General features: G+C 72.8%; 14 protein-coding genes. 4 read left to right on the forward strand and 10 right to left on the reverse strand.

The annotated features are described in order from the left end of the window. Positions 1 to 15: 15 nt before the first annotated feature. Together ACGGAQ_RS14210 and ACGGAQ_RS14215 are read right to left on the reverse strand one after the other, a co-directional pair. Entirely contained in the window at positions 16 to 1,197 is a 1,182-nt protein-coding gene (locus ACGGAQ_RS14210) for an acetoin utilization protein AcuC (protein ID WP_393048513.1), read from the reverse strand. A 48-nt stretch (positions 1,198 to 1,245) separates the two neighbouring features. Continuing rightward, positions 1,246 to 2,106 (reverse strand): sulfurtransferase, encoded by an 861-nt coding sequence (locus ACGGAQ_RS14215; protein ID WP_393048516.1) that lies wholly within the window; start codon positions 2,104 to 2,106, stop codon positions 1,246 to 1,248. A gap of 100 nt (positions 2,107 to 2,206) precedes the next feature. On the opposite strand from ACGGAQ_RS14215, the gene ACGGAQ_RS14220 reads away from it, so the two are divergent. After that, the gene (locus tag ACGGAQ_RS14220; RefSeq protein ID WP_393048519.1) at positions 2,207 to 2,896 is read left to right on the forward strand and encodes a metal-dependent transcriptional regulator; all 690 of its coding nucleotides are present in this window, start codon (positions 2,207 to 2,209) and stop codon (positions 2,894 to 2,896) included. Positions 2,897 to 2,915: 19 nt separating this feature from the next. Here the strand turns inward: ACGGAQ_RS14220 and ACGGAQ_RS14225 are convergent, their stop codons facing one another. After that, a complete protein-coding gene (locus ACGGAQ_RS14225) occupies positions 2,916 to 3,464 on the reverse strand; it encodes a hypothetical protein (protein WP_355133574.1) in 549 nt (182 codons plus the stop codon). A gap of 89 nt (positions 3,465 to 3,553) precedes the next feature. Next, positions 3,554 to 3,808, reverse strand: a complete 255-nt coding sequence (locus ACGGAQ_RS14230; RefSeq protein WP_355133572.1) for a DUF5522 domain-containing protein — start codon at positions 3,806 to 3,808, stop codon at positions 3,554 to 3,556. Between the two features lie 142 nt (positions 3,809 to 3,950). On the opposite strand from ACGGAQ_RS14230, the gene ACGGAQ_RS14235 reads away from it, so the two are divergent. Genes ACGGAQ_RS14235 through ACGGAQ_RS14245 form a run of 3 tightly spaced genes read left to right on the forward strand, consistent with a single transcriptional unit; the run spans position 3,951 to position 7,070 of the window. Further along, a complete protein-coding gene (locus ACGGAQ_RS14235; RefSeq protein WP_393048523.1) occupies positions 3,951 to 5,237 on the forward strand; it encodes an MFS transporter in 1,287 nt (428 codons plus the stop codon). An 11-nt stretch (positions 5,238 to 5,248) separates the two neighbouring features. Beyond that, complete coding sequence (locus ACGGAQ_RS14240) at positions 5,249 to 6,088, forward strand: alpha/beta fold hydrolase (protein WP_393048526.1); 840 nt, start codon at positions 5,249 to 5,251, stop codon at positions 6,086 to 6,088. A 46-nt stretch (positions 6,089 to 6,134) separates the two neighbouring features. After that, the gene (locus tag ACGGAQ_RS14245; RefSeq protein ID WP_393048528.1) at positions 6,135 to 7,070 is read left to right on the forward strand and encodes a MerR family transcriptional regulator; all 936 of its coding nucleotides are present in this window, start codon (positions 6,135 to 6,137) and stop codon (positions 7,068 to 7,070) included. A gap of 25 nt (positions 7,071 to 7,095) precedes the next feature. Here ACGGAQ_RS14245 and ACGGAQ_RS14250 read toward each other — a convergent pair whose 3' ends face one another. The 6 genes from ACGGAQ_RS14250 to ACGGAQ_RS14275 form a co-directional block, all read right to left on the reverse strand. Next, complete coding sequence (locus ACGGAQ_RS14250; protein ID WP_393048530.1) at positions 7,096 to 8,031, reverse strand: DUF2332 domain-containing protein; 936 nt, start codon at positions 8,029 to 8,031, stop codon at positions 7,096 to 7,098. A gap of 52 nt (positions 8,032 to 8,083) precedes the next feature. Further along, positions 8,084 to 9,049: a CU044_5270 family protein gene (locus ACGGAQ_RS14255; protein ID WP_393048532.1), complete on the reverse strand. Its 966-nt coding sequence runs from the start codon at positions 9,047 to 9,049 to the stop codon at positions 8,084 to 8,086. An 18-nt stretch (positions 9,050 to 9,067) separates the two neighbouring features. Next, positions 9,068 to 9,637 carry an RNA polymerase sigma factor gene (locus ACGGAQ_RS14260; RefSeq protein ID WP_393048535.1) on the reverse strand — a complete coding sequence of 190 codons (570 nt, stop codon included), beginning with the start codon at positions 9,635 to 9,637 and terminating at the stop codon, positions 9,068 to 9,070. 91 nt (positions 9,638 to 9,728) lie between these two features. Then, positions 9,729 to 10,649: an AEC family transporter gene (locus ACGGAQ_RS14265; protein ID WP_393048538.1), complete on the reverse strand. Its 921-nt coding sequence runs from the start codon at positions 10,647 to 10,649 to the stop codon at positions 9,729 to 9,731. A gap of 88 nt (positions 10,650 to 10,737) precedes the next feature. Further along, positions 10,738 to 11,736, reverse strand: a complete 999-nt coding sequence (locus ACGGAQ_RS14270; protein WP_393048541.1) for a hypothetical protein — start codon at positions 11,734 to 11,736, stop codon at positions 10,738 to 10,740. Positions 11,737 to 11,797: 61 nt separating this feature from the next. Beyond that, the gene (locus ACGGAQ_RS14275; protein ID WP_393048544.1) at positions 11,798 to 12,553 is read right to left on the reverse strand and encodes a formylglycine-generating enzyme family protein; all 756 of its coding nucleotides are present in this window, start codon (positions 12,551 to 12,553) and stop codon (positions 11,798 to 11,800) included. Positions 12,554 to 12,638 lie beyond the last annotated feature (85 nt).

Here is a 12,638-nt window from a genome sequence, read left to right on the forward strand (position 1 = left end):
AGGAAACGGCCCGGCTCAGTCCCGCGGGTCGTACGGGTCGAGCCCGAGCAGCGGGAAGACGGTCTTGCGGGTCGCCGCGATCGCCCGGTCCACCGCGTTCGGCTCGCCCGTCGGCTGCCACGGCTCGTACGACGGGTCCGCGTCGTCGGTCATCCGCAGCGGAATCTCCCGGCCCGGCCGACGGGCCGCGGCCAGCTCACGCCAGGCCGGCGGGGTGAGCGTCGCCGGGTCGATCGGGTCGCCGGTCGCCACGGCCAACAGGTGGCTCCAGGCCCGGGGCACGACCTCGACCAGCGCGTACCCGCCGCCGCCGGTGGCCACCCAGCGGCCCTCGCACAGCTCGTCGGCGAGCGCCCGCAACGCCAGGTAGGTGGCGCGCTGCCCGTCCACCGTGAGGTTCAGGTCGGCCAGCGGATCCAGTCGGTGCCCGTCCGCGCCGCACTGGCTCACCAGCACCTGCGGCCGGAACGCGCGCAGCACCGACGGCACGATCGCGTGGAACGCCCGCTGCCAGCCGGTGTCGTCGACGCCCGGCGGCAGCGGCATGTTCACCGCGCTGCCCTGCGCGCCCGGCCCGCCGGTCTCGTCCGGGAAGCCGGTGCCCGGAAAGAGCGCGAGCGGTGTCTCGTGCATGCTGACCGTGAGCACCCGGGGATCGTCCCAGAAGATCTGCTGCACCCCGTCGCCGTGGTGCACGTCCACGTCGACGTACGCGACGCGCTCGGCGCCCAGATCCAGCAGGCGGGCGATGGCCACCGCCGGGTCGTTGTAGACGCAGAACCCGGACGCCCGGGCGGGCATCGCGTGGTGCAGCCCACCGGCCACGTTCACGGCCCGGCGGGCGTCACCGCGCCAGACCGCCTCGGCCGCGGCCACGGTCGCGCCGGCGATCAACGCGCTGGACTCGTGCATCCCCTCGAAGACCGGGTTGTCGGAGGTGCCCAACCCGTACCCGGCGAACAGCGGGTCACGCGGCGCGGCCCGCACCGCGGCCAGGTAGGCCGGGTGGTGCACGCGGGTGAGCAGGGCGTCGTCGGCGGGCTCCGGCTTGACCACGCGCACCCCGGGGCGGTCCAGAATGCCCAGCTCCCGGGCGAGCGCGACGGTCAGCTCCACCCGGACCGGGTCGAGCGGATGGTCACCCATGTCGTAGGCGAGCAGCGAGGGGTCCCACACCACTACCGTGTCGTCGGACATGAGCTCATCGTCGCACGAGGACCGTCGTCGGCCCACCGCACGCGCTGGTCAGCGGCCGGGTGTCGGCCCGGAGGCGACCGGCCGGGCCGGGTCGGCGACCCAGTTGCTCCACGAACCCACGTAGAGCGCGGCGTCCGTGCGGCCGGCCAGGTGCAGCGCGAGGACCGCCTGCGCGGCGGTCACCCCGGAGCCGCAGTACGCCCCGACCGCCCGCGCTCCGGTCGCGCCGACCGCGGCGAACCGCTCGCGCAGCACGTCGGCGGCCGGGAAGCGCCCGTCGGCGCCCACGTACTCGCCTGCGGGCAGGTTGGCCGCGCCGGGCACGTGACCCGCGACCGGGTCGATCGGCTCGACCTCGCCGGCGTAGCGGGGCGCCGCGCGCACATCGAGCAGCACGGCGTCGTCGGCGGCAGCCAGCGCGGCGGCCTGCCCGGCGTCCAGCACCGGAAGATCACCGGGGCGCACCTCGACGTCGCCGTCGGCCGGGGCGGGCGCGGTGGTGGAGACCTGTCGTCCGGCGGCGACCCAGGCCGGGAAGCCACCGTGCAGCAGGCGCACCGGCCGGTGCCCGGCCCAGCGCAACGTCCACCAGGCGCGCGCGGCGGCCAGGCCGTCGCCGCCGTCGTACACCACCACGGGGTGACCGGCGCGGACGCCGGCGGCCCGCAGCGCGGCCTGCAGCGCGCCCGGATCGGGCAGCGGGTGCCGGCCGCCGACCCCGGGAGGCCCGCACAGCGCGGTGTCCAGGTCGACGAAGACCGCGCCGGGCAGGTGACCGGCCAGGTAGTCGTCGTGGCCGGGCGGGCCGGTGAGCCGCCAGCGGACGTCGAGGAGGGTGGGCGGGTCGGCGTGGTCGAGTTCGACGGCGAGCTGATCGACCTCGACAAGCAACTCCTCGGTACCGGACATGGCGACCATCCAACACCATCCGGATCACCACCACGCGATTCGGCGGCGGTCGATCGCCGCGCGGCGCGGTAGCATCGAGCATCGGAGGGCCGCTTACCTTATGAAGTCTCACGATCTGGTCGACACGACCGAGATGTACCTGCGCACCATCCTCGAGCTGGAAGAGGAGGGGGTGCCGCCGTTGCGCGCCCGGATCGCCGAGCGCCTCAAGCAGAGCGGCCCCACCGTCAGCCAGACCGTGGCCCGGATGGAGCGCGACGGCCTCCTCACCGTCGAGGGCGACCGGCACCTGACGCTCACCGCGCTCGGCCGGGGCAGCGCCGTCTCCGTGATGCGCAAGCACCGCCTCGCCGAGCTGCTGCTGGTCAACGTCATCGGGATGCCCTACGAGGAGGCCCACGAGGAGGCCTGCCGCTGGGAACACGTGATGAGCGACGCCGTCGAGAAGCGGGTGTACGACCTGCTCAACCGGCCGACCCGCTCGCCGTACGGCAACCCGATCCCGGGTCTGGAGGAGCTGGGCTCCCCCGAGGCCCCGGCCAGCGAGGCCGGCGAGGGCGAGCGCAACCTGGCCTTCCCCGGGCTGTCCGGGCCGGTCGTGGTCCGCCGGATCTGCGAGAGCGTGCAGACCGACTCCGACGTGCTTCGCCAGCTGCACGCCGCCGGTGTCGACCCGGGCGCCACGGTGACGGTGGCCCAGGAGCGCGACGGGGTGTCGATCGACCGCTCCGGCGACCGGGTGCGGCTGCCTCGCGAGGTCGCCTCCCGGGTCTTCGTCGCCGCCAACTGACCGGCCGCCCACCCGGGCGTCACAGCGCCCGGGTGTCCACCTTCTTGGCCAGCCCGACCAGGTCCCCGGCCAGCTTGTCGGCGGCGGCGCGGTCGGCGGCACGGGCGCCCGTCCAGGTCAGCGTGGCCAGGCGTCCGTCGGTGCCCAGCCAGCCGACCTCGGCGACCGGGCCGTGCCCGCCGGTCGCGGCGGTGGTACGCCGGTACGCCTGCTGACCCAGCCCGGTGACCTTCGCCGCCTTGTCGGGCACCACGTCCGCGCCGAAGGTGGTCTTGTCGATGGTGGTCTCGGACACACTGAGCATCAGCTCCGGTAGGGCCGCGCGCTCGGCCCGGACCACGCACGTGTGCGTGTCCCCCCGCTCGCTGGCCGCCGCCACGTCGAAGCGCACCTTGACGAGCTGCTCGATCACCGCGAAGTCCAACAGCCGGCAGGCGCCACCTGAGGAGGCCGCCGACACGTCCAGGGCGACCGGCGCCTGCGGCGGCACCGCCACCGGCTCGGCCTCGGCGGCACAGCCGCTCAGCAGCAGGCCCGCCAGCCCGGCGACCACGATCCGCCCGCGCACGCTCCACCCTCTCGCCGACCGACGGCGGAAGGGGCCCCGCCGGATGTCCGTCGGACACCGTACGGGGTGTGCGGGTCGGGCGGAAGTCCTCATTCTGAGGGTGGATCGTCCACGTACGGGCAGTGCCGGCAGCCCCGGCCGCAGCACGTGCCGCGGCGGGCGAGGAAGCCGGCGCTGAGCACGAAGAGCCCCGTCGCCGGGTCGGGGTAACCGGCTTCGCCGGCGGCCAGCGCGGCGGCGTGCGCGGCGAGGATCCGGGCCCGCTCGGGGTGCTCGGGCGGCAGCCGGGACGGGTGCGGCTCGGTGAGCGGCCGATCCGCCAGGGGTCGTCGCTCTCCGCTCACCCGCAGCAGTCTAGGGAGGTCCCGTCGGCGGTGGCCCAGCCGTGCCGGGCGGGCGGAATTGCGGTGCCGGGTCAGGTGGCGCCTCGGTAGAGTCCGCGGGCCGCCGGCCGGCGGCGCTTACCCGCACGGACAGGCGGCGACGGTGAGTCAGCAGGTGCAGCAGTCCCCCGCGGTCGAGGCGGCCGAGGCGGGGGTGATCGCGTCGCTGTGGCGCAGCCGGAACTTCCTGCTGCTCTGGGGCGGTCAGACGGTCAGCGAGCTGGGCACCCGGATCACAGGCGTCGCCGTGCCGCTGCTCGCCGCCGACACCCTGCACGCCAGCGTGTTCCAGGTCTCCCTGTTGACCGTCCTGGCCTGGCTGCCGTACCTGCTGTTCTCGCTGCCGGCGGGCATCGTCGCCGACCGGCTCGACCAGCGGCGGCTGATGATCGCATGCGACCTGGGTCGGGCCGCGCTCCTGCTGTCCCTGCCGGTGGCCGCGCTGGTCGGCCACCTCACCCTGCCCTTCCTGTACGCGGTGGTCGGGCTCGGTGGCGTGCTCACCGTGCTGTTCACCGTGGCGTACAAGACCCTGCTGCCCCGGCTGGTGCCGGCGGACCTGCTGGTGGACGGCAACGCCAAGCTGACCATCAGCCAGGACGCCGCCGAACTGGTCGGCCCGACGATCAGCGGCGCGTTGATCGGGCTGGTCGGCGCCGCCCGCACCTTCCTGGCCAACGGGTTCGCCTTCCTGGTCAGCGCGCTGACGCTGATCCTGATCCGGCAGCCACCGGTACGCCGCGAGCCGGCTCCCCGCGTACCCCTGCGGGTGGAGTTGACCGACGGGCTCGGCTTCATCCGGCGGCAGCCGATCCTGGTCAGCATCCTGGCCTGTACGACGTGGTCGAACTTCTGGGTGATGGCGTCCGCCTCGATCGAGGTGACCTTCCTGGTGCGGGAGCTGCACGCCGCGCCGGTGCAGGTGGGTCTGGTCTTCTCGGTCAGCGCCGTCGGCGGGCTGGTGGTGGGGGTGCTGGCCGCCCGGCTGTCGGCCTGGCTCGGCTCGGCCCGGGTGATCTGGGTGGCGATGACCGCGCCAGGCCCGTTCTATCTGCTGATGCCGTTGGCCCGACCCGGCTGGGGACTGCTGCTCTACGGAGTCGGGCTGGCCGCGTTCTCGGCCAACGCGGTGCTGTTCAACGTCGCGTCGATGTCGTACCGGCAGCGGATCACCCCGCCGGCGATCCTCGGCCGGGTCAACGCGGCGTTCCTCTGGATCTGCTTCGGGGTGATCCCGCTGGGCGCGCTGACCGGCGGCGCGCTCGGCACCACGCTGGGGCTGCGCGGCGCGCTCTGGGTGTGCGTGCTGGGCACCTGGGCGGCGTGCCTGTTCGTGGTCTGCTCGCCGCTGCGACGGATGCGGGACACGCCGGCAGACGTCGGTGTCTGAGAGGGTGGGGCATGCCCACCTTCGCCGCGCCCGACGGCACCACGCTCGCGTACCGGAGTCTCGGCGGGGGCGACCCGCTGATCTGCCTGCCGGGCGGGCCGATGCGCGACTCGGCGTACCTCGGTGACCTGGGCGGCCTGTCCTCGCATCGGAGCCTGGTTCGGCTGGACCTGCGCGGCACCGGCCGGTCGGCGGTGCCGTCGGACGCTTCGTCGTACCGGTGCGACCGCCTGGTCGCCGACGTCGAGGCGCTACGCGTGCATCTCGGGCTCGACCGGCTGGACCTGCTCGGGCACTCCGCCGGCGCCAACCTGGCGTTGCGGTACGCGACCCGGCATCCCGACCGCGTGGGCCGGCTCGCACTGATCACGCCGAGCACCCGGGCCGTCGGGTTGGAGGCGACCGCCGCACTGCGCCAGGAGGTCACCCGGGCCCGCGCCGGTGAGCGGTGGTACCCGGAGGCCGCCGCGGCGCTGGAGTCCATGGTGACCGGACAGGCCACCGACGACGCCTGGCAGGCGATCGCGCCGTTCTTCTACGGCCGGTGGGACGCGGCGGCCCGCGCGCACCAGGCGGTCGAGGCCGCCCAGCGCAACCAGGAGGCCGCCCGGATGTTCGGCGCCGACGGCGCTTTCGACCCGCCGGCCACCCGCGCCGGGCTCGCCGCCCACCGACGCCCGGTCCTGCTGCTCGCCGGTGAGCTGGATCTCGGCGCCCCGCCGGGCCTGGTTGCCCAGCTCGCGGAGCTGATGCCCGGCGCCGAGCTGGTCGTACAGCCCGGCGCGGGGCACTACCCGTGGCTGGACGACGCCGACCGGTTCACCGGCACCGTCTCGGCGTTCCTGCGCTGATGCGGTGGCTTGAGTCTCCAGCGGGGGGAGACGCGAGGGTGGGGGCATGAGCGGTGACGAGCGGTACACGATCGGCGACCTGGCCCGACGCACCGGCCTGAGCGTCAAGACCATCCGGTACTACGCCGACAGCGGGATCGTGCCGCCGACCGACCGCAGCCCGGCCGGCTACCGCCAGTACGGCCCGGAGGCCGTCGCGCGACTGGAACTGGTCCGGACGCTGCGCGACCTGGGCGTGGACCTGGCCTCCATCCGTCGGGTGGTGGACCGCGAGGTGCCCCTGCACGAGGTAGCCGCCGCGCACGCCGAGGCGCTGGCGGTGCAGATCCGGGTGCTGCGGCTGCGCCAGGCCGTGCTGACCGTCGCGGCGAGGCGGGAGGCGGGCCCGTCCGAGGTGGACGACCTGCACCGGTTGGCCCAGCTCACCGCCCACGAACGGGGGCAGCTGGTGGACGACTTCCTGGACAGCGTCTTCACCGGCGACCCGCCGACGTACCCAGGCGTGCTCGTCTCGATGACGCCGGACCTGCCCGACGACCCCACCGCCGAGCAGGTGCAGGCGTGGGTGGAGTTGGCCGACCTGTGCCGGGACCCTGCCTTCCGGGCGAGCATGCGGCGGCTCGCTCGCCAGCACGCCGTCGACAACGATGTGCCCGGCCTCCCCCGCCCGGACGCCGTCGCCATGGTCCGGGACGGGGTGGCCAACGCCCTGGCCGCCGGTCTCGATCCGACCGGACCCGAGGCCGAACCGGTGGTCGCGGCGGTCACCGACCGGTACGCCCGCCTGTACGGCCTCCCCGACGACGCCGACCTGCGCCAACGGTTGCTCGACCGCCTGGTGCTGGCCAATGACCCTCGCCGGGACCGTTACCTCGACCTGCTGTCGGTGATCAACGGCTGGTCGGGCGGGGGTGCGGTCGCGCCGGCCGTTGACTGGTTCATCCGTGCCCTGCGCGCCCGGACGCCCACGTCAAACCGCTGAACCGGGCCGGGTCGGCGTGGAAACGTCAGGCGAACCAGGTCAGCGCCTGGCCGTGCCCCCGGGCCCAGGCCAGCGGCTTGCCGTCCAGCGCGAGGACGTTGTGCAGCGCCGCGTCCGGCGAGTCGGGCAGCCCGTCGTAGGGCAGCACCTCCGGGGCCTCGTTGGCGATCCAGTGCCCCGGCAGCTCACGCACCAGCCGGACGAACGCCTCCCGACGAGCGACGGGCACCTGGTAGAGCACCGAGGTGTGGAAGATGACGAGCGTCGCGCCGGCCGGCGCCCGCGCGGCCAGCGCCGGCAGGTCGTCCACCAGGTCGCCGCGGATCAGCAATGGCGGATCGGCCGCAGCGACCGCCGCCGCGGCGCGCAGGCGGGCCCGCCGGTGCGCGTGCTCCGGCCAGATCAGGGCGTCCAACCACGACACCGCGTCCGCGTCGGTCACGTCGAGCGGGTTCAGGTCCAGGCCGGCCCGCCACACCACCTGGGGTACGCGCTCAGGCGGCACCAATCCGCTGGCCGCGCACTCCAGAACCGGCTCGCCGGATCCGATCCGGTGCTCCCCGTAGCGGTAGGCGTACCGGTCGGGGTAGAGGCAGAGCCCGGCGGACGCGCCAACCTCCAGCAGGGCCAGGGGCTGCGGCAGCGCGGCGAGCACGGGCAGCAGGACGGCGCAGCGGCCGGCCTCGTTCGTCTGGGTGGCACGCGCACGCATCTGCGCCTCGATCGCCGGCCAGTGGGTGAGCGTGTAGTCGTGGAACGCGCCCGGGTCGTCGACCGGGCCACCGAGCCAGCGGACGACGCCGAACAGCAGATTCGGCTGTCGCTTGGCCGGCGGAAGCGCGTCGAGGAGGGCGAGCAGGTCGTCGTCGTGGGCGACGGCGTCGGACAGTCGCTCGTACGTCGGTGAGACCCCGTGCGCCTCGCGGCGCGCGAACTCGACGTACGCCTCGGTGGTTGTCATGCCCTCATCGTCGCAGCCCATTCCTCGGTGGCCTTCTCGAGCCCGGCACCGCTCAGGGCAGCTGGCCCGGCCGGTCGACGATGGCGATGCGCAGTAGCGCGACAGCGTTGTACAGGGATTCCTTGCCGTCACGCACCACGGAGTTGCGGGTGCCGAGGTAGACGTGGGAGTCCCGATCGAAGATGAGGTCCAGGTTTCCACCGATCACCCCGGGCATCCGAATCGCCACCCCATGGCGGCCGGCGGCGTCCACCACGTCACCCGAGATGACGACCGCTCCGGGTTGCCGTGCCAGCAGTTCAAACAGCGCCGCGAGCGCTCGGGGTGGCACGTATCCGTCGAGCATCGACCACGCGGTGGTGTACGCCATGCTCTCGTCCCCGTAGACGGCCTGCTCGTCGGCGCCTTCGGGTAGGTGCAGGTCGACCGGGTGCGCCCGAAGGTAGCGCAGCAGCTCGTCCGGATCGGTGGGTAGGTCGCCGTGGTACGCGGGCGGCTGGAACGCGTCGAGCTCCTTGTCGGGATCGGCGGGATCGTCGATGCGGAGCACCTTCAGTTGGCTCCACCCGTTCGGATCGGTCTCCGGTCGATAGCGCGCCTGCGTGTAGGCGACGCCACCGGCCGACTGCCACAGTTGGTTCCGAATCGTCCGGTACGGACCGCTGTTCGGCAGCTCCCGTATCGTCGCCAGGGACTCCGTGAAGACGTACTGATCGGGGCGGGCGGTGAGCTCCGGCTGCTGCCGGGCGACGTCGGCCGCCAGGTGGAAGACCTCCGACGCGGTGGCCGTGGGCGGCGACTGATCGCCCATCTTCATGGTCTGGACCGCCAGCGCACCGGCGGTCAGCGTCACCGCCATCCCGACCGCTCCGGCGAGACGCCAACCGCGCAGGAACGGGGTACGGCGTCCGGCCGGACGGCCCGCCGACGCCAGCTCGGCCCGTTGGGCGACGTGTGCGCTCAGGTCCCTGAGAAGCTGCTCCTCGAAACCCTGCGGCGACCGTTCAGTCGTGTTCATCGTCAGCTCCGTCTCATCTCAGGCGAGGGTGGTGACCGGGCGGGCGAGCACGGCGCGGACGAGGCGGCGGGCACGGTGCAGACGGACCCGGGCGGCAACCGGGGACATCCCGAGCACGGTCGCCGCCTCCGCGACGGTGAGGCCGTCCACAGCGACGAGTTCGACAAGCGTGCGGGTGCCCTCGGGTAGCTCGCTCAATGCTCGATAGGTGCGGCGGGCCGCCGACTCGGCGTCGATCCGCTCCTCGATGCGGGCGATGTCGTCGGGGCCCAGGTCCCGTCGTCCCGCCAGTCGGCCCGTCACCCGCAGCCGTTGGGCCGCCCGACGTCGCTCGTCGCCGATGACGTTGCGGGCCACCCCGAACAGCCAGCCGATCTGGCTGCCCCGGTCCGGCCGGTAGCGGGCCGCCGATTCGATCACCGCCAGGAACACGTCGGCGGTCAGGTCGGCAGCGAGGTGTGGGTCGTCGACCCGCCGCGCCACGAACCGACCCACCGCCTCCAGGTGTCGCCGGTAGAAGGCCGCGAAGGCCACCGGATCGGCCCCGATGCCGGAGATGTCACCCTCCGCTCCGCCAGGCTCATTCACAGGCCGTCCTCTCTCGTAGCCGCTACACCCCTTCTTCGTCAGACGGAGCGCCGGTGTTACCGAGCCATCCGGCACGTAGGTCGAGGCAGCTCTACCCGAGCAGCGCCGCCGCCGCGGCCAGGGTGGCCAGCGACAGCGTCGTGGTCACCACCACCGCCCGGTTGGCCACCGCCTCGCCGACGCCGTACTCCTGGCCGAAGATGAATGTGTTCTGCGCTGTCGGCAGGCCCGCGCACACCACCACGGCGAGCAACTGTGGCGCCGACAGGTGCAGGGCCAGCCCGGCCGCGTACGCGATGACCGGCTGTGCGACGAGCTTCAGCGCGGTGATCACGGCCAGCTCGAGCTTGGTCGGCTCTGCTCGCGACGGCGCCGTGTGGTGCAGTGACGCGCCGAGCGCGACCAGGGCGGCCGGAACCGCGGCGCCCGACAGCAGGGTGAGCGACGCGCCGGCCGCCGACGGCAGCTGCAGGCCGCCAGCCGACCACGCGACACCGAGCAGCGACGCCAGGATCACCGGGTTGCGTACCGGCAGGGAGGCGATACGGCGGACCCGTACCCGCCCGGCCGGGTCGCTGTGCCGGTCCAGGGCTACCAGGATCACGGGCGTCACCACCAGCACCTGCAGCAGCACCACCTCCGCCAGGAACGACACGTCGCCGAGGACCTGCGTGGCGATCGGGATGCCAAGGTTCGCCGAGTTCACGTACCCAGCGGCCATGCCCCAGATCGGCCGTTCGCCAGGCTCGCGACCGAACAGCCAACTCGCGCCGACCCACCCGAACCCGACGACTGCGGCAGTGCTCAGCCCAAAGGCGAGCAGCGAGCGGCCGGCGAACCCGGAGAGCGGCATTCGGGACAGGGCCAGGAACAGGGCGGACGGCATCGCAAGATGGAACACGAACCGGCCGAGCACCGACGCCACCGCCTCGCCCAGCAAGCCCCAACGACAGGCCGCGTAACCGACCGCGGTAAGGATCCAGATCGGTACGAACGCCGACACCAAGCTCATACGGGCGTCACCGGCGGGCGGGCGTCACGCCGGGAGTGGCGGGCGTCCGGGGCGTACGAGTCGAGAAAATCCGGCGACAATCTCGCTCTCAGTCCTCGAGTGGATCCCAGTGGTTGCTGTAGCGCAGCAGTGATTGGGCCAGGTCGGGGTGAGCGGCCGCCCACACGGTGTCGAACAGAAACCACTGCTGGTATCCGAATGACTGACCACAGTGCATGGCGACTTGGGCGAGATGTTCGTCGGCCTCGATGCGCGACGCGTCGGGGCGTCGGCCGTCGACGTATCGGCCCGTGGTAAGAAGCTCCATGGCTTCGCGGTGGGCGGGGCCGTGCTCGTTGGGCAGGTCGGGCCACGGGTCGGCGTTGAGGTTGAAGCCGGGCCATCTGTTGCACCGGTCCAGCGCCGGCCTGATGGCGTCTTCTTCGGGCGCGACGAGTGCTCGCAAGACCAGCAGCTCGGGTGGCCATTCTGCGCCGCTGTCGGGGTCCGCGGTCCGGAGATGTCCGGCCAGTTCCCCCAACCCGACCCCCGGGAATACCAGCGGCTGGGAGCAGGCGAGGCTTTCGCCGTCGTAGTACGTGAGGAACACCGCGTACGTGCTGGCGTCGCCGGTACCGGCGGGCGTAACGGCTGTCACCGGCACATCGGCGACGAACGACGTCACCTCACCTTCCGTGCCGGGCAACGGCCACGACTGGAACAGGTATGCCATCCGGTCGGGGGCGGTCGCGACCACCTCGTCATCGAGGAAGAAATAGGCCAGTTCCACCTCGTCGTCATCGGTCCGCACCCGGAGGCTGTGATCGTCGAGGCGGATGAAGTCCTCGTCACCCTCGACGTACAAGTGCTCATGCAGGAGCTCGCGCAGCTCGCTGGTCGTTGCCGGCCGAGACAGGCCGTGCTTCCGTGCCGCCTCAAAGATCGAATCGAGGCCGTAGACCTCACCGCCCAGCTCGTTCTCGACCCAGGACTCCGGATCGTCGCAGTCCCAGCCTCGCCGGAACCAATTCAGCACGGTCTCGTCCGGCAGCCGCCGGACCCGCTTGCTCAACTGGCCCTCGTAGTGAGAGCGATAGACGAAATGCACGGCATGACGGTACTGCAGCCGGTCATGTCGGCCGGAATGGAGACCTGCTCTCAGACCACCCTCACCGGGGTGGCAGGGGTGCGGCCGGGCGTACCGCCGTGAAGTCGGAGTGCTCGTACCGGGTGGCCGAGAGCAGTAGCAGCCACTCGTCACAGCCCTGCCACGGGTAGAGGTCGGCGGCTCCGCCGCGTACGGTCCGGGGCCCGTCGCCGGTCCGTGGTCGCGCGTCTGGCGGTGCTCCCTCGAACCCGGGGATCCACACGTCGGCGCAGAGCTCGCTCGCCGAGCCCATCGCCGCCAGTCCGAACGCGTTCTCGCCGGCGGCGGTCCGCGTCTCGTCGCTGAAGTCGTCGAGGAGCTGGTCCTCGTCGGGCTTTCCGTCACCGCGGAAGGTCAACGTGGTGGTGCCGGCCCGGGCCGCGTATTCCCACTGCGCCTCGCTGGGCAGCTGGAACGGCAACAGCGTGAGCAGGTCTTCCAGGTCGCCTTCGAGTCGGGCCGTGCCGGTGTCCGCCTCGGCGTAGTCGTCTTCGTACTCGGGCAGCCAGTGCTGGACCTGCGTCACGGTCAGCGGGTGCCGGGCGAGCAGGAACGGTTCGATCCGCACCTCGCGTACCGGTTGTGCGTCCACAGCATTGGCGAGGAACGGCTCGATGGTGTCCTCGACCGCGCCGCTGCGCTCGATGGCGCGTACCGCGTCCAGCTCCGCCTCGGACAGTCCCATCCGGAACGTACCGCCCGGAACCTCCCGGAACACGACCCCCGAGGGGACATGCCGCCATGCCGGGCGCCCGGCCACGAGTTCCTCGGTCCACATGGCGGCGAACGCTAGCAGCCAAGCCGCCCGGCGGTTTCTCCCGATGACCCGGCATTCGATTCTGTCGATGACCGTGCACCGCGCC

The sequence above is a fragment of the Micromonospora sp. NPDC047557 genome, assembly GCF_043205095.1.
Taxonomy (GTDB): Bacteria; Actinomycetota; Actinomycetes; order Mycobacteriales; family Micromonosporaceae; genus Micromonospora.

What these genes read in the sequence shown, in the direction of transcription:
- ACGGAQ_RS14210 (WP_393048513.1), bottom strand. Translation starts at nt 1,197, where the DNA reads ATGTCCGACGACACGGTAGTGGTGTGGGACCCCTCGCTGCTCGCCTAC.
- ACGGAQ_RS14215 (WP_393048516.1), bottom strand. Translation starts at nt 2,106, where the DNA reads ATGTCCGGTACCGAGGAGTTGCTTGTCGAGGTCGATCAGCTCGCCGTC.
- ACGGAQ_RS14220 (WP_393048519.1), top strand. Translation starts at nt 2,207, where the DNA reads ATGAAGTCTCACGATCTGGTCGACACGACCGAGATGTACCTGCGCACC.
- ACGGAQ_RS14240 (WP_393048526.1), top strand. Translation starts at nt 5,249, where the DNA reads ATGCCCACCTTCGCCGCGCCCGACGGCACCACGCTCGCGTACCGGAGT.
- ACGGAQ_RS14245 (WP_393048528.1), top strand. Translation starts at nt 6,135, where the DNA reads ATGAGCGGTGACGAGCGGTACACGATCGGCGACCTGGCCCGACGCACC.
- ACGGAQ_RS14250 (WP_393048530.1), bottom strand. Translation starts at nt 8,031, where the DNA reads ATGACAACCACCGAGGCGTACGTCGAGTTCGCGCGCCGCGAGGCGCAC.
- ACGGAQ_RS14255 (WP_393048532.1), bottom strand. Translation starts at nt 9,049, where the DNA reads ATGAACACGACTGAACGGTCGCCGCAGGGTTTCGAGGAGCAGCTTCTC.
- ACGGAQ_RS14265 (WP_393048538.1), bottom strand. Translation starts at nt 10,649, where the DNA reads ATGAGCTTGGTGTCGGCGTTCGTACCGATCTGGATCCTTACCGCGGTC.
- ACGGAQ_RS14275 (WP_393048544.1), bottom strand. Translation starts at nt 12,553, where the DNA reads ATGTGGACCGAGGAACTCGTGGCCGGGCGCCCGGCATGGCGGCATGTC.